23 protein-coding genes are annotated in these 21,675 nt (G+C 73.0%); 12 read left to right on the forward strand and 11 right to left on the reverse strand.

The window, feature by feature from the left end; translation table 11 throughout:
- Positions 1 to 3: 3 nt before the first annotated feature.
- From ACZBH1_RS00940 to ACZBH1_RS00950, 3 genes are all read right to left on the reverse strand, one after another.
- Positions 4 to 480, reverse strand: a complete 477-nt coding sequence (locus ACZBH1_RS00940) for an SIP domain-containing protein (RefSeq protein ID WP_336398546.1) — start codon at positions 478 to 480, stop codon at positions 4 to 6.
- A 77-nt stretch (positions 481 to 557) separates the two neighbouring features.
- Complete coding sequence (locus ACZBH1_RS00945) at positions 558 to 1,340, reverse strand: tyrosine-protein phosphatase (RefSeq protein ID WP_336398545.1); 783 nt, start codon at positions 1,338 to 1,340, stop codon at positions 558 to 560.
- Entirely contained in the window at positions 1,337 to 1,846 is a 510-nt protein-coding gene (locus ACZBH1_RS00950; protein WP_336398544.1) for a carboxymuconolactone decarboxylase family protein, read from the reverse strand. The genes ACZBH1_RS00945 and ACZBH1_RS00950 overlap by 4 nt, the downstream gene beginning before the upstream one ends.
- A 67-nt stretch (positions 1,847 to 1,913) precedes the next feature.
- Here ACZBH1_RS00950 and ACZBH1_RS00955 point away from each other — a divergent pair, with 67 nt between their 5' ends.
- The 8 genes from ACZBH1_RS00955 (at position 1,914) to ACZBH1_RS00990 (ending at position 9,624) form a co-directional block, all read left to right on the forward strand.
- Positions 1,914 to 2,894 (forward strand): alpha/beta fold hydrolase, encoded by a 981-nt coding sequence (locus tag ACZBH1_RS00955; protein WP_463645217.1) that lies wholly within the window; start codon positions 1,914 to 1,916, stop codon positions 2,892 to 2,894.
- A gap of 185 nt (positions 2,895 to 3,079) precedes the next feature.
- A complete protein-coding gene (locus ACZBH1_RS00960) occupies positions 3,080 to 4,594 on the forward strand; it encodes an ABC transporter substrate-binding protein (RefSeq protein ID WP_463645218.1) in 1,515 nt (504 codons plus the stop codon).
- Positions 4,591 to 5,541: an ABC transporter permease gene (locus tag ACZBH1_RS00965; RefSeq protein WP_336398541.1), complete on the forward strand. Its 951-nt coding sequence runs from the start codon at positions 4,591 to 4,593 to the stop codon at positions 5,539 to 5,541. Before ACZBH1_RS00960 ends, ACZBH1_RS00965 begins: the two co-directional genes overlap by 4 nt.
- Entirely contained in the window at positions 5,538 to 6,494 is a 957-nt protein-coding gene (locus ACZBH1_RS00970; RefSeq protein ID WP_463645219.1) for an ABC transporter permease, read from the forward strand. Before ACZBH1_RS00965 ends, ACZBH1_RS00970 begins: the two co-directional genes overlap by 4 nt.
- Entirely contained in the window at positions 6,491 to 7,279 is a 789-nt protein-coding gene (locus ACZBH1_RS00975) for an ATP-binding cassette domain-containing protein (protein ID WP_378882673.1), read from the forward strand. The genes ACZBH1_RS00970 and ACZBH1_RS00975 overlap by 4 nt, the downstream gene beginning before the upstream one ends.
- A complete protein-coding gene (locus ACZBH1_RS00980; protein WP_463645220.1) occupies positions 7,276 to 8,088 on the forward strand; it encodes an ATP-binding cassette domain-containing protein in 813 nt (270 codons plus the stop codon). The genes ACZBH1_RS00975 and ACZBH1_RS00980 overlap by 4 nt, the downstream gene beginning before the upstream one ends.
- 35 nt (positions 8,089 to 8,123) lie before the next feature.
- Positions 8,124 to 9,203 carry a M4 family metallopeptidase gene (locus ACZBH1_RS00985; protein ID WP_336398537.1) on the forward strand — a complete coding sequence of 360 codons (1,080 nt, stop codon included), beginning with the start codon at positions 8,124 to 8,126 and terminating at the stop codon, positions 9,201 to 9,203.
- The gene (locus tag ACZBH1_RS00990) at positions 9,172 to 9,624 is read left to right on the forward strand and encodes a hypothetical protein (RefSeq protein ID WP_463645221.1); all 453 of its coding nucleotides are present in this window, start codon (positions 9,172 to 9,174) and stop codon (positions 9,622 to 9,624) included. Before ACZBH1_RS00985 ends, ACZBH1_RS00990 begins: the two co-directional genes overlap by 32 nt.
- Positions 9,625 to 9,627: 3 nt before the next feature.
- On the opposite strand, the gene ACZBH1_RS00995 is transcribed toward ACZBH1_RS00990, so the two are convergent.
- The 4 genes from ACZBH1_RS00995 to ACZBH1_RS01010 are packed head-to-tail and all read right to left on the reverse strand — an operon-like array spanning position 9,628 to position 12,657.
- Complete coding sequence (locus ACZBH1_RS00995; protein WP_463645222.1) at positions 9,628 to 10,266, reverse strand: GNAT family N-acetyltransferase; 639 nt, start codon at positions 10,264 to 10,266, stop codon at positions 9,628 to 9,630.
- 45 nt (positions 10,267 to 10,311) lie between these two features.
- A complete protein-coding gene (locus tag ACZBH1_RS01000; protein ID WP_452324818.1) occupies positions 10,312 to 11,004 on the reverse strand; it encodes a uracil-DNA glycosylase in 693 nt (230 codons plus the stop codon).
- Position 11,005: 1 nt separating this feature from the next.
- Complete coding sequence (locus ACZBH1_RS01005) at positions 11,006 to 11,872, reverse strand: alanyl-tRNA editing protein (protein WP_463645223.1); 867 nt, start codon at positions 11,870 to 11,872, stop codon at positions 11,006 to 11,008.
- Complete coding sequence (locus ACZBH1_RS01010) at positions 11,869 to 12,657, reverse strand: SDR family oxidoreductase (RefSeq protein ID WP_463645224.1); 789 nt, start codon at positions 12,655 to 12,657, stop codon at positions 11,869 to 11,871. The genes ACZBH1_RS01005 and ACZBH1_RS01010 overlap by 4 nt, the downstream gene beginning before the upstream one ends.
- Before the next feature lie 237 nt (positions 12,658 to 12,894).
- On the opposite strand from ACZBH1_RS01010, the gene ACZBH1_RS01015 reads away from it, so the two are divergent.
- From ACZBH1_RS01015 to ACZBH1_RS01025, 3 genes are all read left to right on the forward strand, one after another.
- On the forward strand, positions 12,895 to 14,217 hold the full coding sequence (locus ACZBH1_RS01015; protein ID WP_336398531.1) for a bifunctional o-acetylhomoserine/o-acetylserine sulfhydrylase: 1,323 nt from the start codon (positions 12,895 to 12,897) through the stop codon (positions 14,215 to 14,217).
- A gap of 114 nt (positions 14,218 to 14,331) precedes the next feature.
- Positions 14,332 to 15,537, forward strand: coding sequence for a homoserine O-acetyltransferase MetX (gene metX, locus ACZBH1_RS01020; protein ID WP_336398530.1), 1,206 nt, complete (start codon positions 14,332 to 14,334; stop codon positions 15,535 to 15,537).
- 69 nt (positions 15,538 to 15,606) lie between these two features.
- Complete coding sequence (locus tag ACZBH1_RS01025; RefSeq protein WP_463645225.1) at positions 15,607 to 17,262, forward strand: peroxidase family protein; 1,656 nt, start codon at positions 15,607 to 15,609, stop codon at positions 17,260 to 17,262.
- Here the strand turns inward: ACZBH1_RS01025 and ACZBH1_RS01030 are convergent.
- From ACZBH1_RS01030 to ACZBH1_RS01045, 4 genes are all read right to left on the reverse strand, one after another.
- Positions 17,216 to 17,992, reverse strand: a complete 777-nt coding sequence (locus ACZBH1_RS01030) for an NUDIX hydrolase (RefSeq protein WP_463645226.1) — start codon at positions 17,990 to 17,992, stop codon at positions 17,216 to 17,218. The genes ACZBH1_RS01025 and ACZBH1_RS01030 overlap by 47 nt on opposite strands.
- Before the next feature lie 4 nt (positions 17,993 to 17,996).
- On the reverse strand, positions 17,997 to 18,311 hold the full coding sequence (locus ACZBH1_RS01035; protein WP_336398527.1) for a thiamine-binding protein: 315 nt from the start codon (positions 18,309 to 18,311) through the stop codon (positions 17,997 to 17,999).
- Between the two features lie 96 nt (positions 18,312 to 18,407).
- Complete coding sequence (locus ACZBH1_RS01040; protein WP_463645227.1) at positions 18,408 to 19,619, reverse strand: hypothetical protein; 1,212 nt, start codon at positions 19,617 to 19,619, stop codon at positions 18,408 to 18,410.
- Between the two features lie 54 nt (positions 19,620 to 19,673).
- Complete coding sequence (locus tag ACZBH1_RS01045; protein WP_336398525.1) at positions 19,674 to 20,549, reverse strand: ADP-dependent NAD(P)H-hydrate dehydratase; 876 nt, start codon at positions 20,547 to 20,549, stop codon at positions 19,674 to 19,676.
- Between the two features lie 43 nt (positions 20,550 to 20,592).
- On the opposite strand from ACZBH1_RS01045, the gene ACZBH1_RS01050 reads away from it, so the two are divergent.
- Positions 20,593 to 21,663, forward strand: a complete 1,071-nt coding sequence (locus ACZBH1_RS01050) for an NADH:flavin oxidoreductase/NADH oxidase (protein WP_336398524.1) — start codon at positions 20,593 to 20,595, stop codon at positions 21,661 to 21,663.
- The last annotated feature ends 12 nt before the right edge of the window (positions 21,664 to 21,675 follow it).

Below are 21,675 nucleotides of genomic sequence, written 5' to 3' on the forward strand. Positions count from 1 at the left end.
CGCTCAGCGGGCGGTCGTCAGGCCGTACTGCGCGGGCGTGTGGACGGCATCGGCGCGCACGCCGAGCCCCACGAGGTGGTCGAGGATGTCTGCGGTGCCGAGGTAGCCGCCCAGCAGGTGGATGCGGGTCTGGTCGTCCTCGGCGCAGAGCATCTCGTCGGACCAGGCCGTGACCGCACGCGTCAGCGCCTCCCCCGAGCCGCAGCCGCGACCGGTACCGGGCGCGCCCGAGCGCTGCGACCGGTCGAGCCACGTCACGACCATCCGGCTGGGCGCCGCGATCTCGGCGAGCCACGAGGCATCCGGGATCTCGATGAAGACCCGGCCCGTCGAGCAGATCGGAAGCGTCGCGAGCAGCGCCTCGAGTTCGGTCAGCGAGGTCTCGTCGGCCGTGATGAGGTGCTGGACGCGCGTGTGGCGAGACGCACGGCACGCCGACGCACTGTGCGTGGCGGACGGGTGTGCGGTGGTGTGCGACATGACACCTCCACTATACCCGCTTATGAAGGGTTGCCTTACCTCAGTGACGCACGATGACATCACCGCCCGGCCCCGCGCTACGCGTCGGGCCGCAGCAGCACGCGGCGCAGCTCCGCGATCTCGTCGTCGGCGAGGCCGTGCGCGCGCAGGTACTCCGCCGACGACCCGAAGCGCTCCGCGATGCTCACGAGCAGCGCCTCCATGACGGGCGCCGGCGAGCGCATGACGAGGTCCTCGACGTTCACGGCCCGGGGGTGCATCGAGCGCAGCAGCGTCACGACATAGCGATTGCGCCGGGCCGGCAGCAGCCCCTCCGTGCGCGCGTAGTCGGCGACGACGGCGTCGACGTCGACGCCGGCGGCCGAGAGCGTGAGCGCGACGGTCACGCCGGTGCGGTCCTTGCCCGCGGTGCAGTGCACGAGAACCGGCTGATCGGCGAGGATGCCGCGTACGACCGTGACCACGCCCTCGGCCGAGTCGTCGACGATGCGGCGGTACATCTCGTCGAGGCTGAGGTCGTCGCGGAAGAACGACTCGACCGAGCCGAGGAACAGCGGTACGCGCTGCGTGACGATGTCCAGACCCGAGACGCGACTCGGATCGCGTGCGATCTCGTCGTCGGCGCGCAGGTCGATGATGCGGCGCAGCCCGAGCCCTGCCAGCGCGCGCCTGCCCTTGCCGCCCAGACGCGCGAGATTGCCCGAGCGGAACAGGACGCCGTAGCGCGTCGTCGTCTCCCCCGCCCGCAGCCCGCCGACATCGCGGAGGTTCACGGCGCCGGGGACGACCGGATCGGAGAACTCCAGGCGACCGGAGCCCGCCGGGGTCACCGGCTCCACGGCGTCCGGGTCGTCGGTCACCACGCCGCGCCCGCGGCGGCGTCCTTGTCTTCGCCGGCGAGGTCGTCGCGCGGCGGCACGCTGTACCGGCCGGCGATCGCGATGCGGTTGAACGCGTTGATGGAGACGAGGATCCAGCTGAGGGCCACGTACTCCTTCTCGGTGAGCACGCCGCCGACGCGGTCGTAGACGTCGTCGGGGATCCCGTCGTCGTGGATGAACACGAACGCCTCGGCGAGCTCGAGCCCCGCGCGCTCGCGCTCGGAGAACACGCCCGAGTCCCGCCACACGGGCAGCTGTGCGATCTCGTCAGCGGACACGCCGGCCGCCGTCGCACGCTCGACGTGCACGCGGACGCAGTAGGCGCAGCCGTTGAGCTGCGAGGCGTGGATCTGCACCAGCTCCTTGAGCCGGTCGTCGACGCCGTTCTCGGCCGCGATGCCGCCCACGCTCTTCGAGAAGGCCGAGAGGGCCTGGTAGGCGGGTCGCGCCGCTCGCGAGAGGTGCACGCGGTGTTCAGCCGTCATGACGCCAGACTACCCAGCCGTGCACACCACGCGGACCGGCGCCCGTGCGGTGCGGCATGATGAGCGGGTGAGCGACCCCATCGACGAGTTCTCGTTCCTTCCCGAGCAGGCGGCGGAGGCCGGCATCGACTCCCCGCTCCCCCGCGGCCGGCGCCTCACCCTGACGCTCGAGAGCGGCCGCCGCCTGAGCGCGCTGCACTACGCCCCCGCCGACGCGCCGGACACGCCGCCCGTGGTGACCCTGCTCCACGGCGCCGGCCTGAACGCGCACACCTGGGACACCACGATCCTCGCGCTCGGGCTGCCCGCGCTGGCGATCGATCTGCCCGGCCACGGCGACTCGTCCTGGCGCGACGATGCGGCGTACCTCGCGCGGGTGCTGGCCGCCGACGTCGCGGCGGGGATGGACGCGTGGACCGCCGCGCCGCAGGTGCTCGTCGGGCAGTCGCTGGGCGGGCTGACGGCCGCCGCGGTCGCGGCATCCCGTCCGGATCTGGTGCGCGAGCTGGTCGTCATCGACATCACGCCCGGCGTGGACGCGAACGCCGGCCCCACGCAGATCCGGGAGTTCTTCGCGGGTCCGGTCGACTGGGCCTCGCGCGACGAGCTGGTCGACCGGGCTCTCGCCTTCGGCCTGGGCGGCGGCACCCGCCGCAAGGCGGAGCGCGGCGTGTTCCACAACTCGCGGGTGCGCCCGGACGGACGCGTCGAGTGGAAGCACCATTTCGCGCACCTGGCGAACGCCGCGTCCGCCGCGCACGCGGGCGACGGACCCGTCGACGCGCCATCCGCGGTGCCTCCTGCCGGCGGGACGGATGCCGTCGCGTCGGTGCTCGGCGAATCCGGCTGGGAGGACCTCGCCGCGGTGCTCGCCCCGACGACACTCATCCGGGGCGACCGCGGCTACGTCACCGACGCCGACGCCGAGGTCTTCGCGCGGCGGCTGCCGGCGGCATCCGTCGTCTCCGTCCCCGCGGGGCACAACGTGCAGGAGGACATCCCGGCGGACCTCGCCGCCCTCCTCCGCAGGCGCGCGCTGGACGCCTGATCGGCGCGAGGCGCGGCGGGACCCCGCCGGAATCGGCCGTTCGGGAAGCGATATCACTTGTATTGCGTTCCGAGTAGCGGTTGCCGCGCGCCGACGCGATATCCCTAGGCTGATATCCGCCCCCGGGCCGTCCCCACAGAACGGCCCGCCCCACAGCACGCGGGACCCTCCCCGAAAGGACCTCCATGCTCCGTCGCACCGCCCTTGCCGCGACCTCCCTGCTCGCCGCCGGCCTCCTCGCCCTGACCGCGTGCAGCGGCAGCGGAGCCGAGCCGACCCCGACGGTGATCGGCGACCCCGATCCCGACGCCTCGGTGGCGATCCGCCTCGTGCTGGAGCCCGGCAACCTCGACATCCGGCAGACGGCGGGCTCGGCCCTGGACCAGATCCTCGTCGACAACATCTACCAGGGGCTGGTCGCGCGCACCCCGGAGCAGGACATCGTCCCGGCGCTGGCCGGCGACTGGACCGTCTCCCCCGACGGTCTCACCTACACCTTCACGCTGCGGGAGGGCGTCACCTTCCACGACGGCCAGCCGCTCACCCCGCAGGACGTCGTGTGGTCGCTGACCACCCGTCGCGACACCGCGGAGTGGCGGGACTCCGACCGCCTCTCGGGCGTCACGGCGATCGAGGCGGAGGGCCAGGAGGTCACGCTCACCCTCGACGCCCCGGACTCGAGCCTGCTGTGGAACCTCACCGGTCGCGCGGGGATCATCCTCAAGGAAGGCGACACCGTCGACTACCAGACCGAGGCGAACGGCACCGGGCCGTTCGTGCTCGACGACTGGCGGCAGGGCGACAGCATCACGTTCGTCCGCAACGAGGCCTACTGGGACGAGCCGTCCGGCGCCGCCGAGGTCGTCTTCGACTACATCCCCGACAACCAGGCGGCCCTCAACGCGGCCCTCGCCGGCGAGGTCGACGTGCTGACGGGCTTCGACGCGAACCTGCGCGAGCAGATCGAGGCGAACGGCGACTTCGCCCTCGTGCTCGGCCGGTCGACCGACAAGGGGACGCTCGCGTTCAACCAGGCGCCGGGCAGCCCCCTCGAGGACGAGCGCGTGCGGCAGGCGATCCGTCAGGCCATCGACCACGACGCGATCATCGAGGCGCTGGCGTCGGGGCAGGCCCAGTACGGGCCGATCCCCGAGCTCGACCCGGGCTACGAGGACCTGTCGGACGTCGCGCCGTTCGATCCCGAAGCGGCGCGGGCGCTCCTCGAGGAGGCCGGCGCCGAGGACCTCGAGCTGACGCTGACCATCCCGAACTTCTACTCGACGACCATCCCGCAGATCCTCGTGTCGGATCTCGACGAGGTCGGCATCACGCTCGAGGTCGAGTCGGTGGACTTCACGACGTGGCTGACCGACGTGTACACGAACCAGGACTACGACCTGAGCTTCGTGCTGCACACCGAGGCCCGCGACTTCGAGAACTGGGCGAACCCGGACTACTACTTCACCTACGACAACCCCGAGGTGCAGGAGCTCTACGCCCGGTCCCTCGCGGCGACCGATGAGACAGAGGCCGCCGACCTGCTGCAGGAGGCCGCGCGGATCGTGGCCGAGGATCACGCGGCGGACTGGCTGTACAACGGCGCCTCGGTCATCGCGGTCGGCACTAACATCACCGGTATGCCCTCGATCAACGTGAACGAGCGCCTCAACGTCGCCGAGATCGGCAAGAGCAACGGGTGATCCGCTACACGCTGACCCGATTCGCCCTGCTCCTGCTCGGGCTTCTCGTCGCCAGCGTGCTGATCTTCGTGACGCTCCGCGTGCTCCCCGGCGACGTCGCCTCGGTCATCGCCGGGGTCGGCTCGACGCCTGAGCAGCAGGGCGCCATCCGCGCGCGCCTCGGGCTGGACAGGCCGCTTCCCGCGCAGTACCTGGACTGGATCGGCGGCCTGTTCCGGGGCGACCTGGGCACGTCCCTCCTGACCGGGTCCAGCGTCGTGGACCAGCTCGCGCAGAAGGCCGAGGTGACGGTGCCGCTCGGGGTGCTGTCGCTCCTCATCGCCGTCGTGATCAGCGTGCCGCTGGGCGTGCTCTCGGCGATGCGCCGCGGCCGCGCCGACGGCACCGCGCTCAGCGTCGGCGCCCAGGCGCTCGCCGCCGTGCCCGTGGTGTGGGCGGGGATGATGCTCGTCGTCGTCTTCGCGGTGTGGCTCGGCTGGCTTCCGGCGCAGGGCTTCCCGCGGGCCGGGTGGGAGGACCCGGCCGCCGCGCTGCGCGCGCTGATCCTCCCCGCGCTGACGATCGGCATCGTCGAGGGCGCGATGCTGCTGCGCTTCGTGCGCAGCGCGACGCTCCAGGCCGTCGGTCAGGACTTCGTCCGCACGGCCGCCGCGAAGGGCCTCACCAGGGACCAGGCGCTCATCCGCCACGGACTGCCCGTCGTGGGGCTGTCGGTGATCACCGTGCTCGGCCTGCAGGTCGCGGGCATCATCGTGGGCGCGGTGGTGATCGAGCAGCTGTTCTCCCTCCCCGGCATCGGCCGCATGCTGGTCTCCGACGTCGCCGCGCGCGACCTTCCGATGGTGCAGGGCGAGCTGCTGGCGCTCACCGGCTTCGTGCTCGTCGTCGGCTTCGCCGTCGACCTGGTGCACCGCTTCATCGACCCGCGGCAGCGGGAGGCGGCATGATCCCCTCGACGAGCGCAGGGGCTCCCGACGCGGATGCCGCACCCGAGGCCCCGCCCCGGCGCCGCCGGTCGCGCTGGGCGTGGCTGCGGCGGCTGTGGGCGCTGTCGACCGGACGGTTCGGCCTCATCGTGGTCGGCGTCGTCGCGGCGACCGCCGTCGTCGCGCAGGTGTGGACGCCGTTCGATCCCCAGCAGGTCGACATCTCCGGCCGCTGGGCGCCGCCCGGATGGCCGCACCTGCTGGGCACCGACGGGTCGGGGCGCGACATCCTCAGCCTCCTCATGGCCGGTGCCCGCACCACCGTGCTGGTCGCCGTGGGCGCGGGAGCGGTGGCCACCGTCATCGGCATCGCGCTCGCGGCCCTCGGCGCGCTCACCGCCCGGTGGGTGCGCGAGTCGGTCGCGGTCCTGGTCGACATCCTGATCGCGTTCCCCGTGCTCATCATCGCCATGATGATCTCCGCCGTCTGGGGCGGGTCGCTGTGGGTCGTGATCTGGGCGGTCGGCATCGGCTTCGGCGTCAACATCGCCCGCGTGACGCGGCCGGAGCTGCGGCGGGTTCTGCACAGCGACTTCGTGCTCGCCGGCCGCGCGAGCGGACTGACGCCCGCGCAGAACCTGTGGCGCCACCTCCTGCCCAACGTCGCCCCGGTATTCATCGTGCAGCTGTCGTGGGGCATGGCGGTGGCGGTGCTCGCCGAGGCGGGGCTGTCGTACCTGGGCTTCGGTGCGCCGGTCACCGAGCCCTCGTGGGGGCTGCTGCTGGCCGAGCTGCAGCAGTTCATCACGGTGCATCCGCTGTCGGTGGTGTGGCCGGGTCTTGCCATCACCCTCACCGTGCTCGGACTGAACCTCCTCGGCGACGGCCTGCGCGAGGCGACCGACCCGACCCTGTCCCGCAGCCCCTTCGCCACCCGACGCGCACGCCTGCACATGCCGGAGGTCGTGTCGTGACCCTCGACGTGCAGGACCTCAGCATCGAGATCGGCGGCCGCGTCGTGGTGGACGGCGTCTCGTTCGGCGTCCCCGACGGCGCGCGCGTGGGACTCATCGGCGAGTCCGGATCGGGCAAGTCGCTCACGGCCCTCGCGATCCTCGGGCTCCTGCCCGACGGCGCGACCGCGTCGGGCAGCATCCGCTGGAACGGCCGCGAGATCCTCGGGCTCGACGACGCCGAGCTCGCCGAGCTCCGCGGCGACGAGATCGGGATCGTGTTCCAGGAGCCCCGTACCGCGCTCAACCCCATCCGCACCGTGGGACGCCAGATCGCCGAGTCGGTGCGGATCCACGAGGGCCTGTCGAAGCGGGATGCCGCAGCCCGCGCCGTCGCCGAGGCCTCCCGGGTCGCGCTCCCCGACCCCGGCCGCATCGTCTCGCGGTACCCGCATCAACTGTCGGGGGGCCAGCGGCAGCGTGTCGCGATCGCGATGGCGCTCGCGTGCCGGCCGCGGCTGCTGATCGCCGACGAGCCGACCACCGCGCTGGACGTCACGATCCAGGCCGAGATCCTCGACCTGCTCCTGGGGCTCGTGCGCGACGACGGCATGTCGCTGGTGTTCATCACGCACGACCTCGCCGTGCTGTCGCAGATCGCGACGCACGGCGTCGTGCTCGAGCGCGGGCGCGTCGTCGAGGCGGCGCCCGTGGCTCAGCTGCTTTCCGCCCCGGCATCCGTGGTCACCCAGGAGCTGCTGCGCGATGCAACCGCCACGCTGTGGCGCCCGGGGGGTGCCCCGTGAACGTGCTGATCAGCGGTCGCGGGCTGACCCGCCGCTACCCCGCGCCGAAGAGCCGGCTGTTCGGCGCGCGCACCTTCACCACGGGCCTGGAGGATGCCGACATCGACGTGCGGGAGGGATCCGCCGTGGGGGTCATCGGCGAGTCCGGCTCGGGCAAGTCCACCCTCGTGCGCCTGCTGCTGGCGCTGGACGCGCCCACCGCGGGGACCGTCGAGTTCGACGGGCAGTCGGTGGACGCGAACGCCTCGGCGCGATCGCTGCACTGGCTGCGCCGGCAGACCGGCATCGTCTTCCAGGACCCCTACGCCTCTCTCGACCCCCGGATGAGCGTCGGCCGCATCGTCGGCGAGCCGCTGTGGGCGCTCGGCGTCGACGGGGACCGGCGCGCGCGCGTGCGCGACGTGCTGGAGGACGTGGGACTGGATGCCGCGATGGCCGACCGCTTCCCCCACGAGTTCTCGGGCGGCCAGCGGCAGCGCATCGCCCTGGCGCGGGCGATCGTGCACCGGCCGCGGCTGCTCGTCGGTGACGAGCCGCTGTCGGCCCTGGACGTGACGGTGCGCGCGCAGATCCTCGAGCTGCTCGGCGAGCTGCGCGCCCGCGACGGGCTCACCCTGCTGCTGGTGTCGCACGACATCGGCGTGGTGCAGAACCTGTGCGACGAGGTGGTCGTGATGAAGGACGGCCGCATCGTCGAGGAGGGACCGACCGAGAAGGTGCTGCTGCAGCCGCAGGTCTCGTACACCCGGCGGCTGCTGGCCTCGATCCCCGTCATCGACGCCCCCGGGCGGGATGTGAGCCCGGCCTGACGCTGGGCGTCGGCGGGCGGCGTTAGGTTCGGAGCATGGCTCCCGGAATCGTCCCGCCCTATCTCCTCGCCCGCATCGCCGCCGTGCGGGAGGAGGGCTGGGCCAAGGCCGCGCAGGCCGCCCGCGCCACCCTCGCGGCCCCGCGCGACTACCGGCCGGCCCGCTCCCGGCTGCGCCTGTCGATCGAGGAGCCGGGAACGCTGGTCGCCGAGACCACGCCCGCGCCGGATCGCGAGATCTCCGACGCGCAGGAGCGCGAGGTGCTGCCGGGCGTGCGGGTGCGCGGCGAGGACGACCCGGCGACCGGCGACGCGTCCGTCGACGAGGCCTTCGACGGCCTCGGAGCGACGTTCGACTTCTGGTGGGACGCGTACCGGCGCGACGGCATCGACGGTGCGGGCGGTTCGCTTCTGGCCACCGTGCACTACGGCCGCGACTACGACAACGCCTTCTGGAACGGCGAGCGGATGGTGTTCGGCGACGGCGACGGCGAGATCTTCGCGGGGTTCACCGGCTCGCTGAGCGTCATCGCCCACGAGCTCGCCCACGGCGTCATCGAGGACGAGGGCGGGCTGCTCTACCGCGGCCAGTCCGGCGCGCTCAACGAATCCGTCGCCGACGTCTTCGGTGCGCTCGCCGAGCAGCACCGCGAAGCGCAGACCGTCGAGACCGCGAGCTGGCTGATCGGCGAAGGCATCTTCACGGATGCCGTGCAGGGAACGGCGCTCCGATCGCTCGCCGCCCCCGGCACGGCGTACGACGACGACGTGCTGGGCAAGGACCCGCAGCCGGCCCACATGCGCGACTTCGTCGTGACCCGAGACGACAACGGCGGCGTGCACATCAACTCCGGCATCCCCAACCACGCCTTCTACCTCACCGCCACCGCCCTGGGCGGGCGGGCGTGGGACCGCGCCGGCCTCATCTGGTACCGCACGCTCACATCGGGCACGGTGCCCGCCACCGCCGACTTCACGACGTTCGCACGGGCCACGGTCACGGCGGCGAGCACGGAGTACGGTGAGGACTCGGAGGAGGTCGACGCCGTCCGCGCCGGGTGGACGAGCGTCGGGGTGATCGCGGATGATCAAGACGACCCGACCACGCGATGCTGACGGGGGCGAACCCGACCCCGCGCTCGAGGTCGACGTGGCCCGCACCGGCGGCATCGCCGGCATGACGCGACGCTGGTCGGCGCAGCCCCCCGCCGCGGAGGCGCCGGAATGGCGCTCGCTCATCGAGCGCTGCCCGTGGGATGACGTCCCCCCGCCCTGGGCGCCGGAGGAGGGCGCGCACGCGGCCCCGACGGCGACGACGAGCGGCCCGGAGGAACCCCCGGCCCTGTCGGCGGAGGACCGCGGCCGACCGCCCGTGCCGGACGGCTTCGTGTGGCTGATCCGCGCCAGCTGGGCGGGATCCGACCCGCGCGAGGCAGAGCTCTTCGACGACCAGGTCGTCGGGGCGTGGCGCGAGCTCATCGACGCCGTCCGCGACTGGAGCAGGCAGCGGCCGGGACCGGAGCGGCCCGGACGCTGAGGATCAGCGCCCGAACAACCCCTTCTTGGGGGTGCCGGACTTCTTGCCCGCCCCCTTCTTCGGATTGAGCGACTTCTGCAGGTAGATGGTGCCCAGCCAGCGGTCGAACTTGAAGCCCACCCGGCCCATGCGCCCGACCTCGACGAACCCCAGCTTCTCGTGCAGCGCGACCGAGCCCTCGGCCCCCTTGTCGCTGATCACGGCGACCATCTGGCGGATGCCGACCTCTTCGCAGGCCTCGATGAGGGCGTGAAGCAGTGCGCGGCCGAGCCCCTTGCCGGTCGCGGCCTGGCCGAGGTAGATGGAGTTCTCCACCGAGAAGCGGTAGGCGGACTTGCTCGACATCGGCTGGACCAGCGCGTAGCCCAGGATCTGACCGGACGGGGACTCGGCGACGAGGAACGGCAGCCCGAGCCTGCGGAGGTGGTCGCGTTTCTTGCGCCACTTCGAGACCGACCAGGTGTCTTCATCGAAGGTCACCACCGAGTTGGTGACGTAGTAGTTGTAGATCTCGCGGATGTCGGGGATGTCCCGGTCCTCCACGGGACGGATCCGGAACGTGAAGGGCAGCTCGGGCTCCGGCTGGCGCTGCAGATGGCGCGGCAGCCGTCGGCGGTCCTTCTCGTATTCCTCCTCGAGCATGCGCCCTCCTGATGTGTGCGGCCGGCCCTGGGCAGCGGGACGAGCCTACGCGGGCAGCCGCCAGTCCACCGGCTCGGCACCCTGGATCGCGAGCAGCTCGTTCGCTCGCGAGAACGGCCTGGAGCCGAAGAAGCCCCGGCTCGCAGAGAGCGGGGACGGGTGCGCCGATTCGATGACGGGTGTGTCCCCGAGCAGAGGCCGCAGGTTCGCGGCATCCCTCCCCCACAGGATCGCCACGAGCGGCCTGTCACGGGCGACGAGCGTGCGGATGGCGTGCTCGGTCACCTTCTCCCACCCCCAGCCGCGGTGCGACGCCGGTGCCCCCGGGGCGACCGTCAGGACGCGGTTGAGGAGCATGACGCCCTGGTCGCTCCAGGCCGACAGGTCGCCGTGGGGCGCCCGGGGGATGCCGAGGTCGGCCTCCAGCTCCTGGTAGATGTTGGCGAGGCTCCTGGGCAGCGGACGCACGTGCGCGTCCACGGCGAACGAGAGGCCGATCGGATGCCCCGGCGTCGGGTACGGGTCCTGCCCGACGATGAGCACCTTGACGTCGGCGAGCGGGCGCTGGAAGGCCCGCAGGACGCGGTCGCCGGACGGCAGGTAGGGGCGTCCGGCGGCGACCTCCGCCCGCAGGCGGTCGCCGAGCGCCGCGATGTCGGGGGCGACCGGCTCGAGCGCCGCCGACCAGCCGGCGTCGATGAGCCCCGCGCCGGCGAGCTCGGGGAGGGTCATCGCCATGTCAGGCACGCTCGGCCGCGGTGGTCATCACGAGCTCGAGTCCGCCGTCTGTCGCGGTCGTCGCGAACGAGACCGACACCGAGGCGAGCTCGGCGAGGGAGGCGACGTGCGTCCCGCCGCAGGGGATGCGGACCTCGGCGCCGGGGAGCTGACACACCCACGTCCGCCGGTCGGCGAGCGCCTCGCCGTCGCGGACGATGCGCACGGCGCCGTCGGCTGCGACCCACTCGGCCAGCAGGGCGTCCACCCGGGCGGCGAGCGACCCGAGGTCCTGCAGCGCCGCGGGGTCGAAGCCCTTGCGACGCAGCGACTTGCCGATGCGGTAGACGTCGCGCGATCCCTCGGGGAGGATGCGCGACTCCTGGATGGCCAGTGCGTCGAAGGCCGGTGCACCGAGCGCGTCCAGCGGTGCGGGCTTGCGCCACGCGTCGGCGAGCGCCGCGTCCAGGGCCAGGGAGGCGAGGTGGCACGCGGTGTGGCCGCGCGAGAGGGCGGCGCGGTAGGCGGCATCCGCCTCCACCTCGACGCTCGCGCCGGGGGCGACCCCGTCACCGGCGACGACGTGGGCGACGACGAAGCTCCATCCCTCGGTCCCGGTGCGCACGGGGACGTCGGCGCCGAGGAGGAGCTGCTCGCCCTGCGCGGCGCCCACCACCGCGTCGACGACCGGGAGCTCGACGCCGCCGACGCGGAGCACGCCTCTGTCTGCGGGCTGGTCGGGCCAGGCCGTGTCGACCGGGTGGAACGCGGTGCGGTCGAGGATGACGGCGGTGCGCCCGTCGCCGGCCGGGGCGACGTGCACCGCCGTTCCGTGCGAGACGGTCGCCCCGTCCGGGTAGGTGACGACCGTGCCGCGGTCGAGCGTCACGGTGCGTCCACGCCGCGCGGACGCAGCGGACCGCGCGCGAGCAGGTGCTGCGCCGACTGCGCGACGGGGCGCATGGTCACCATGTCCAGATTCACGTGGCCGGGAGCGTTGAGCGCGTACGCGATCACGTCGGCCACGTCGTCTGCCGTGAGGGGCTCGCGCACGCCTTCGTACACGCGCTCGGCGGCGACGGTGTCACCGCCCAGGCGGTTGAGCGTGAACTCGGGCGTGTGCACCATCCCCGGCGCGATCTCGACCACGCGGATCGGCTCTCCGTTGAGCTCGAGGCGCAGCGCGTGCGCGAGCATCGCCTCGGCCGCCTTCGCCGCGTTGTAGCCGGCGCCGCCTGCGTAGGCGTGCTGGGCGGCCGTCGAGGTCACGAAGAGCGTGTCGGCGTGACCGTCGGATGCCGCGGCCCGGCGCAGCTGCGGCAGCAGGGCCGCCACGAGGCGCTGGGCCGACAGCACGTTGGCCTCGAACATCCACTGCCAGTCCTCGACGCGCCCGTCCTCGACCCGGTCCGTGCCGCGGGCGCCCCCGGCGACGTGCACCAGCGCGTGCACCGGGCCGGAGCCGTCGAGGAACGCCGCGAGCGCCTCGACATCGGCATCCGTCGTCAGATCGGCGGCGAACGCGACGGCGCCCGTCTCGTCCTCGAGCGCCGCGAGGCGGTCGGCCCGCCGCGCCACCCCCACCACGTCCCAGCCGGTCGCGCGCAGCGCGCGCACGGCCGCCTCTCCGATCCCCGAGCTCGCCCCGGTCACCACAGCACGTCTGTTCGCCATGACCTCCACGCTACCCACAGTCCCCAGCCCCGTTCACTTGCGCTGAATGCACGCGACACGCCGGGGACGCCGTACATTCAGCGCCGGCGAACGAGGGGGGCGGGCCGTCCGGGGAGGAGGGGGCGGTGAGCGCGTTACGTCACATTTCCCCCGCGTTGTCGACAACCGCGGTTCTCCGTACTGTCGAACCCGGCTGGGGGCGCCTGCTCCCGGCATCCGAACCCGCAGGAGCAAGCCATGTCCGCACCCGAGAACTGGCGTTTCGAGACCAAGCAGATCCACTCGGGGGCCCAGCCCGACCCGGTGACCAAGGCTCGTGCGACGCCGATCTACCAGACCACGTCGTACGTCTTCGACAACGCCGACCACGCGGCGAACCTCTTCGCGCTGGCCGAGTTCGGCAACATCTACACGCGCATCCAGAACCCGACGCAGGCGGTCGTCGAGGAGCGCCTCGCCGCGCTCGAGGGCGGCACCGGCGCTCTGCTCCTCGCGAGCGGCCAGGCGGCGGCGACCTTCGCGGTGCTGAACATCGCCGAGGCCGGCGACCACATCGTCTCGTCGAGCTCGATCTACGGCGGCACGTACAACCTCTTCAAGTACACCCTCGCCAAGCTCGGCATCGAGACCACGTTCGTCGAGAACCAGGACGACGCCGAGGAGTGGCGCCGCGCGGTGCGCCCCAACACGAAGCTGTTCTTCGCCGAGACCATCGGCAACCCGAAGATCAACGTGCTCGACATCCGCACCGTCGCCGACATCGCCCACGAGAGCGGCGTGCCGCTCATCGTCGACAACACGATCGCGACGCCGTACCTCATCAAGCCGTTCGAGCACGGCGCCGACATCGTGGTGCACTCGGCCACCAAGTTCCTCGGCGGCCACGGCACGACCATCGGCGGCGTGATCGTCGACGGCGGCACCTTCGCGTGGTCCAAGAACGTCGAGAAGTTCCCCGGCCTCACGGTTCCGGACCCCTCGTACCATGGCGCGTCGTACACCGCCGCGGTCGGCGACGGCCTGGCCTACATCATCAAGGCGCGCGTGCAGCTGCTCCGCGACCTCGGCTCGGCCATCTCGCCGAACAGCGCGTGGCTGCTGATCCAGGGCATCGAGACGCTGTCGCTGCGCGTCGAGCGTCACGTGCAGAACGCGCAGGAGATCGCGGAGTGGCTCGAGAACCACGGCGACGTCGCGTCGGTGAACTACTCGGGCCTGCCCACCTCGCCGTGGTACGCCGCCGCGAACACGTACGCGCCGAAGGGCGTCGGCGCGGTGCTGTCGTTCGAGCTGAAGGGCGGCGTCGAGGCCGGCCGCGAGTTCGTCAACTCGCTGACGCTGTTCAGCCACCTGGCCAACATCGGCGACGTGCGCTCGCTCGTCATCCACCCGGCCTCGACGACGCACTCGCAGCTCACGCCCGAGCAGCAGCTCACCGCCGGGGTCACCCCTGGCCTGGTGCGCCTCTCGGTGGGCCTCGAGAACATCGACGACCTCAAGGCCGACCTCGAGCAGGCTCTCGCGGCCGCACGCCGCGTCTCGGAGGCCGCTCGCGCCTGACCCCCTCCTCGGGACGCGGATGCCCCGTCCCGGCGCGCGGCGCCGGGACGGGGCATCCGTCATCCCGCCCGTAACACGCGGCCTGCCCGCGACCCGGCACGCGAGAATGGACCGATGGACTGGCAGACCTCCGAGGACACGGTGCCGAGCGCGCCCGTGACGGAGGCCGACGCCCGCCTGCTGGGCGGGCGCCCGCCCGCCACCGGCGCCTGGCGCGACGGCGACCCGCCGGGCGACCGGCACTTCGCCGCCTTCGGGGCGTTCCGCACCGAGGGCGGCCGCGAGCTGCCCGCCTACCGGCTCGCGTACGAGACGTGGGGCGAGCTGAACGCCACCCGCGACAACGCCGTACTGGTGCTCCACGCGCTCACCGGCGACAGCCACGTCCGCGGGCCGGCCGGGGCGGGGCACCCGACCTCCGGCTGGTGGGACGACATCGTGGCCCCGGGCGGCCCGATAGACACCGATCGCTGGTTCGTCGTCGCACCGAACATGCTGGGCGGATGCCAGGGCTCGACGGGTCCGGCATCCATCGGTCCCGACGGCTACGAGTGGGCCTCGCGCTTCCCGTACCTGACGATCCGCGACCAGGTTGCGGCCCAGGTGCGCCTCGCGGATGCGCTGGGGATCGACGTCTGGGCGGCCGTCGTCGGCGGATCGATGGGCGGCATGCACGCCCTGGAGTGGGCGGTGTCGCTGCCCGAGCGCGTCGCGCGCGTGGGGATCCTGTCGTCGCCGCCGGTCAACACCGCCGACCAGATCGCGCTGAACTCGGTGCAGCTGGAGGCCATCCGCATCGACCCGCGGTTCCAGAGCGGCGAGTACTACGACGCCGCCGACGGGGACGGGCCGACGCGCGGCCTCGCGCTGGCCCGCCGGATGGCGCTGCTGAACTACCGCTCCCCCACCGAGCTGAACCAGCGGTTCCAGCGGTCGTGGCAGTCCGGCGTCAGCCCGCTCGGGCGCGGCGGCCGGTTCGCCGTGGAGTCGTATCTCGACTTCCACGGCAACAAGTTCACGCGGCGCTTCGACGCGAACGCGTACATCACGCTCGTGGAGGCGATGAACTCGCACGACGTCGGGCGCGACCGCGGCGGTGTCGAGGACGCGCTCGCCCGCGTCACCGCGACGGCGCTCGTGCTCGGCATCGACAGCGACCGCCTCTTCCCGATCGACGGGCAGCACCGCATCGCCCGCGGCATCCGCAACACGCTCGACGGAGACCGCGCCGTCGTGCTCTCGAGCGACTTCGGCCACGACGGGTTCCTCATCGAGACGCACGCGGTGGGGACCCACCTGCGCCGGCTGCTCGAGTCCTGATTCACGTCGCCGCGGTATCACCGTCCGCGACGCTCCTCTCCCACTGGGCAAAGTCCCAAGGAGGGAATCATGAGCACTGACACCAAGCCGGGCGCCGAGTCGCCCGAAGACGCCTTCGCGGCCCAGCCCTTTCTCCGCGAACAGCTCGGCGTGAACGGCACCCGGGAGCGGTCGCCCGGCGAGCGGCGGGCACCGCGGCTGCCGGTGGACATCCGCTCCTCGCTGGAGGCGGTGCGGCCCGAGCACGGGAGGTTCCACGGCGCGAAGTTCTCGCTCGGATACTTCCCCGCGCACGAGGTGTTCTCCTCCGCCGCCGACAAGTTCGGCTACCTGACCAAGACCAGGGTGCGCAAGGCCAGCCGGCTGCCCCTCGACGACACCTCGCGGGATCTGCTGACGCAGCTGGGCAACCTGATGGCCAACAGCGGACGCGAGACGGCGCCCGACTCCGCGACCCCGTCGGGTTTCACCTACGTCGGGCAGTTCGTCGACCACGACATCACCCTCGACGTGTCGTCGGCCCTCGACTCGCCGACGCTGGTCGACGCGGGCGTCATCAACAACATGCGCTCGCCGATGCTCGACCTCGACAGCGTGTACGGGCGAGGACCGGCGGTGGATGCCTTCCTGTACGCCGCACCGGCGCCCGGCGAGCCGGCCTCCGCATTCCGCATGCTGATCGGCACGAACCTGTCCAGCGGCGTCGGCGGTGCCGGCGGGGCTGCCGGCGCGGCCGGCATGGTCGAGCACACCGACTGCGACGTTCCCCGCACCTCGGCCTTCACAGCGATCATCGGCGACCCGCGCAACAACGAGAACCTCATCGTGTCGCAGCTGCACCACGCGATGCTGCGGTTCCACAACGCGATCGTCGACTCCCTGGTCGCGTCCGGATTCCCCGGCGACGTCTTCGTCGAGGCCAAGCGGCAGGCGACGCTGCACTACCAGTGGGCGGTGCTCAACGACTTCCTGCCCCGCATCTGCGGCCAGGCGGCCGTCGACGCGGCGATCGCCGGTGTGTCGGCTCCGATCGGCGGCGCGTTCCAGATGCCGGTGGAGTTCTCCGTCGCCGCGTACCGGTTCGGCCACAGCATGATCCGCGACGACTACTGGCTGAACTTCGAGCTGCGCACCAAGCCGATGTCGGACGTGTTCGCGTTCATCCACGAACCGCACCTGCCGGTGCGCTCGAACTGGGTGGTCGACTTCAACGCGTTCTTCGAGACGGGCTTCGCCGTACCGGTGTTCAACAACGCGCGCAAGATCGACAGCGTGCTCGCGAGCGCGCTCGAGGATCTCGACGGCGGCGGCACGAACGCGCTCATGAGCATCCTCGCGACCCGCAATCTGCTGCGCGGTCTCGTGCTCGGGCTCCCCAGCGGGCAGGCCACGGCGGCGGCGCTCGGCGTGCCCGTGCTCAGTGCGGCCGAGCTCACGGGCGGGCTCCCCGCCGACGAGGTGGCCGTCCTGCAGCAGCAGGGCGGACTCCTGCTCGAGAAGACGCCGCTGTGGTACTACATCCTGCGCGAGGCGATGGTCGCGACGGGCGGCGAGCACCTCGGGCCGTTGGGGGCGAAGATCGTGGCGGACACGTTCGTGACCATGCTGCGCCGCGACGCCCTGTCCCTGCTCAACGTCGGCTTCACCCCGACGCTTCCGAGCGCGGTCGCCGGCGACTTCACGTTCGCGGACCTCGTGCGCGTCGCCGGGGTGCTGGAGCCGTGACGACCGCTCCGCCGGTGCGCTGGTAGCGCCACGGCAGCGCCCCGATCTCGAGGCGATGACGCGATCCGGATGCCTCGGCCGAGGCATCCGGATCGTAGTCGTCGTCGCCCTGCCACAGCAGCACGGGGCCGTCGCCGCCGCGGCGCGCGACCGTCTCGAAGCGCTGCACGCCGCCGAGGCGCGCCGCGCCGACGACCGACGCGGTGTCGTCGTGCTCGGCCAGGCCGTGGAGTGTCACCCACGTCGGCGGATACAGCGTGAAGGCCCCGCGCCCGTGACGGGCCAGCGCCTCGGACGGGCGGATCCACTCCGTCGCGACGGCCTCGTCCGCCGCGGGTGTCAGCACGCCGGTCGCGGCCGTCGCCACGAAGAACCACGTGCGGATCCGCAGTGCGAGACCCGGTGGCGGGTCCCAGCACGACAGCGTCACGAGGGCGTCGCGATCCACCGACAGCCCCGTCTCTTCGCGCGTCTCCCGCACGCCCGCACGCCGGGCCGCCGCCTCCTCGGGCTCGGCGGGGTCGGGTCCGCGGTCGGCATCCTCGAGCTTGCCGCCCGGGAACACCCACGCCCCCGCGAACGAGCCGCGGTCGGGTCGCTCGAGCATGAGCACCTCGAGGCCGGCGCGCTCCACGCCGTCGCGCAGCAGCACGACCGTGGCGGCGACGGGGATCGCGGGGTCGGTCGCGTCCTCGGGGCGTCGCGACCGGTCGCCGAGCGGGAGGTCCATCGCCTCAGTCGGCGTCGTCGCGCCGCAGCGCGCGCTCGAGGCGCTCGATCTTGCCGTCCAGCTCTCCCGAGTACCCGGGGCGGATGTCGGCCTTGAGCACGAGCGAGACGCGCGAGCCGTAGGGCGCCACCGCGTCGCAGGCGCGCTTGACGACCCCGAAGACCTCGTCCCACTCCCCCTCGATCTCGGTGAACATCGACGTCGTGCGGTGCGGCAGCCCGCTGTCACGGACGACGCGCACCGCGGCGGCGACCGCATCGTGCACCGAGCCGTCGGCGCGGCCGGTGCCGCTCGGGGCGACGGAGAAGGCGACGAGCATGGGGACCTCCGGTTCAGGGGATGAGGATGGCGGGCGGCAGGCGCCGAGGCCGGCCTGCGCGCTGCGCCGGCGACGGCCGGCGCAGCCGGCCCACGTCTACTCTGTCACGCGTCGGCGCACGGCCGGCCGCACGCGCACCCGCACGAGTCGGACCACGACCCACGCGAAGAGCGCGAGCAGGAGCAGGTTGCGCGCGACGAGGAGCCCGACCGCGGCCGGCGCGAGGACGAGCAGCGCGTCGTACCAGAACGGGAAGATCAGCTGCGTGAGGGCGAGGATCGCCAGCGTGAGGGCAGCCGGTGCCCACCAGCGGCGGCGATCGAGCACGAGGCCCAGGACGAGCGGTGCGACCAGCCACGTCATGTACTGGGGCGAGCCGACCTTGTTGAGGACGATGAAGCCGAGCACCAGGGCCGCGGCGAGGGCGGGGAACAGCGCGACGAAGCTCGCGCCCCGCCACGCCTTCAGCGCGCCCGCCGCCGCGATCGCGAGCATGCCCACGACGAGGATGGGCGTCATCACGGCGATGACCCCCTCCACGCCCGGGCCGTCGACCTGGAAGGTGATGAGGTCGAAGTCGTAGACCACCTCGACGCCTGGCACGCCCGCGGCGGCCATCACCATGTACACCGTGCTCACCGGTGCCTCGATCTGCAGCCCGCGCGACGTCTGGTCGCCGACGAAGCCGAGAAGGTGTGCCCCGCCGCCCGCGACGAAGACGGCGAGCGCCACGGTGGCGGACACCGCCGCCGCCGCCCCGAGGACCGCGAGCCGCCGCCGCACCGCGATGACGGCCGCGGCGAGCAGCGCGGCCGGCCACACCTTGATCCACGTGGCCACGGCGAGCAGCGCCGATCCGAGCCATGGGCGACCGACGAGCCACAGCGAGCCGGCGACAGCGAGGGGCACCGTGACCGCGTCCAGGCGGAACATCCCGACGCCGCCGAGGGCGAGGATCGCCGCCAGCCAGAACCATGCGGCCGCCATCCGGCCTCGGGAGCGGCCGCGCCCGACGAGGACGCCGAACGCGGCGGCGTCGAGCGCCGTCACGAGCAGGCCCCACGCGAAGACGTAGTCGAGCAGCCCGGCGACGGCGCCGGCGGTCAGGATCGGCAGCTGGGCGAGGACGGGGTAGATCCAGTCCGCGGTGATCCCCGGGAACGCCTCCCCGGTGAGCGCGAGCCCTGCCCACCACCGGTACAGCTGATCGACGTCCCACGAGGCGGCGCGATCGTCGGCGAACCCCAGCCAGACCACGACGGCGTGGACCAGGACGAACGCGATCCACACCACCGCCCGCCCAGACACGCCCTCCATCCTAGGGACGCGCCACGGCCGCCCGTCACGCGAACGGGGCGCGGGTCAGGCCGCGAGCGCCTCGGCGACCACGCGCGGCAGCGCCTCGGCCACGTCGAGCGCCGTGATCGGCCCGCCGCCCGAGGACGCCGGGCCACCGGCGGTCGAGCCCGCGCCGGCGGCGGCGATCGCCCCCGCACGGCCGTGCAGCCAGGCGCCGGAGGCCGCGAGCGCGGCGAGGGAGGCGGCATCCGCCGTCTGGTCGTGCGCCATCGCCCCCGCCACGAGCGCCCCGATGACGCCCGCGAGCACGTCGCCGGTGCCCGCCGTCGCGAGCCACGGGGTGCCGGCCTCGACCGTCGCCGCCCACCCGTCGGGAGCGGCCACGACGGTCACGGCCCCTTTGAGCAGCACGACGGCGCCGGTCGCCGCCGCGGTCTCGCGCGCAGCCACGACCCGGTCCGTCGGCGTGTGGCCGAGCCCGAGGGCCGCACGCAGCCGGGCATGCTCACGGTCGTGCGGCGTCAGGATGCGCGGCGCGGTGGCCTCGGCGGCGAGATCGAGGGCCCCGGCGTCGACGACGACGGGATCGGTGTCGGACAGCAGGCCGCGCAGCGCCGCGGTGTCGGACTCGGTGCGGACGGCGGCATCCGTCCCCGATCCGATCACCCACGCCTGCACGCGGCCGTCCGCGGTCACGGTCTCGGGCCGGCGGGCGAGCACGAGCGCCGTCGGGTGCTCGGGGCCGAGGTAGCGCACCATGCCGAGGCCGGTGCGCCAGGCGGCCTCGACGCCCAGCACGGCGGCACCGGGATACGCCTCGGACCCGGTGCGCATGCCCAGCACGCCTCGGGAATACTTGTCATCGGCGCCCGTCGGCCGCCGCAGGGCCCGCGCGGCGTCGGCCTGCGACCATGCCCGCAGCGAGTGAGACCGCTCCATGCCGTCACAGTACCGCTCCCCCGAACCCGGCCCGGAAGACCCCATGCCCCGACTGTTCTCCCCGATCACCCTCCGCGACGTCACGATCCGCAATCGCCTGTGGGTGTCGCCCATGTGCCAGTACAGCGCGGTGGACGGCGTGCCGCAGGAATGGCACCACACGCATCTCGCGCAGTTCGCGTCGGGAGGGGCGGGGCTGATCGTGGCGGAGGCGACCGCGGTGTCGCCCGAAGGGCGCATCTCGCCCGAGGACGTCGGACTGTGGACGGACGAGCAGCGCGACGCGTGGGCGCCGATCGTGGCGGCCATCCGTCGCCGTGGGGCGGTGGCCGGCGTCCAGCTCGCGCACGCGGGGCGCAAGGCCTCCACCTGGTCGCCGTTCTCCGGACGCCGCGGCTCGGTGCCGGCCGAGGAGGGCGGCTGGACCACCGTCGCACCCTCGGCGGACGCCTACGACGGCTACGCGGCGCCTGTCGCCCTCGACCTCGCGGGCATCGACCGCATCATCGCCGCCTTCGCCTCGGCGGCCCGCCGCGCCGTCGACGCGGGATTCCAGGTGCTCGAGCTGCACGCGGCCCACGGCTACCTGCTGCACCAGTTCCTCTCGCCACTGTCCAACTTTCGCGACGACGAGTACGGCGGCTCGCTGCGCAATCGCGCGCGGCTCCTCCTCCGCGTGCTGGAGGCGGTGACGGATGCCGCGCCCGGCGTTCCGCTCATCGTGAGGTTCTCCGCCACCGACTGGGCGCCCGGCGGCTGGGACGCCGACGACACCGTCACGGTGGCGCGCTGGGCCGCCGACCGCGGCGCGGACTTCTTCGACATCTCCAGCGGGGGCCTCGTCTCGCACCAGCGGCTCACGACGGGCCCCGGCTACCAGGTGGGCCTCGCGGCGCGCGTGCGCCGCGAGGCGGGTGTGCCGGTGAACGCCGTCGGCATGATCGACGACGCCGTCCATGCGGAGCGGGTGCTGGAGGAGGGGGCGGCCGACGCCGTCATGGCCGGACGCGAGTGGCTCCGCGATCCGCACTACGGCCTGCGGGCCGCCACCGAGCTCGGCGCCGACATCGAGTATTGGCCGGCGCAGTACCTCCGGGCGCGGCCGGCCTCCTGACGGCGACGGCGA

The organism is Microbacterium sp. ZXT2-5 (assembly GCF_055329545.1).

Bases quoted from the DNA above. Each gene is read 5' to 3' on its own strand.
- ACZBH1_RS00940 (WP_336398546.1), bottom strand. From the start codon at position 480: ATGTCGCACACCACCGCACACCCGTCCGCCACGCACAGTGCGTCGGCG.
- ACZBH1_RS00950 (WP_336398544.1), bottom strand. From the start codon at position 1,846: ATGACGGCTGAACACCGCGTGCACCTCTCGCGAGCGGCGCGACCCGCC.
- ACZBH1_RS00960 (WP_463645218.1), top strand. From the start codon at position 3,080: ATGCTCCGTCGCACCGCCCTTGCCGCGACCTCCCTGCTCGCCGCCGGC.
- ACZBH1_RS00970 (WP_463645219.1), top strand. From the start codon at position 5,538: ATGATCCCCTCGACGAGCGCAGGGGCTCCCGACGCGGATGCCGCACCC.
- ACZBH1_RS00985 (WP_336398537.1), top strand. From the start codon at position 8,124: ATGGCTCCCGGAATCGTCCCGCCCTATCTCCTCGCCCGCATCGCCGCC.
- ACZBH1_RS00990 (WP_463645221.1), top strand. From the start codon at position 9,172: ATGATCAAGACGACCCGACCACGCGATGCTGACGGGGGCGAACCCGAC.
- ACZBH1_RS00995 (WP_463645222.1), bottom strand. From the start codon at position 10,266: ATGCTCGAGGAGGAATACGAGAAGGACCGCCGACGGCTGCCGCGCCAT.
- ACZBH1_RS01000 (WP_452324818.1), bottom strand. From the start codon at position 11,004: ATGGCGATGACCCTCCCCGAGCTCGCCGGCGCGGGGCTCATCGACGCC.
- ACZBH1_RS01010 (WP_463645224.1), bottom strand. From the start codon at position 12,657: ATGGCGAACAGACGTGCTGTGGTGACCGGGGCGAGCTCGGGGATCGGA.
- ACZBH1_RS01015 (WP_336398531.1), top strand. From the start codon at position 12,895: ATGTCCGCACCCGAGAACTGGCGTTTCGAGACCAAGCAGATCCACTCG.
- metX (WP_336398530.1), top strand. From the start codon at position 14,332: ATGGACTGGCAGACCTCCGAGGACACGGTGCCGAGCGCGCCCGTGACG.
- ACZBH1_RS01025 (WP_463645225.1), top strand. From the start codon at position 15,607: ATGAGCACTGACACCAAGCCGGGCGCCGAGTCGCCCGAAGACGCCTTC.
- ACZBH1_RS01030 (WP_463645226.1), bottom strand. From the start codon at position 17,992: ATGGACCTCCCGCTCGGCGACCGGTCGCGACGCCCCGAGGACGCGACC.
- ACZBH1_RS01035 (WP_336398527.1), bottom strand. From the start codon at position 18,311: ATGCTCGTCGCCTTCTCCGTCGCCCCGAGCGGCACCGGCCGCGCCGAC.
- ACZBH1_RS01045 (WP_336398525.1), bottom strand. From the start codon at position 20,549: ATGGAGCGGTCTCACTCGCTGCGGGCATGGTCGCAGGCCGACGCCGCG.
- ACZBH1_RS01050 (WP_336398524.1), top strand. From the start codon at position 20,593: ATGCCCCGACTGTTCTCCCCGATCACCCTCCGCGACGTCACGATCCGC.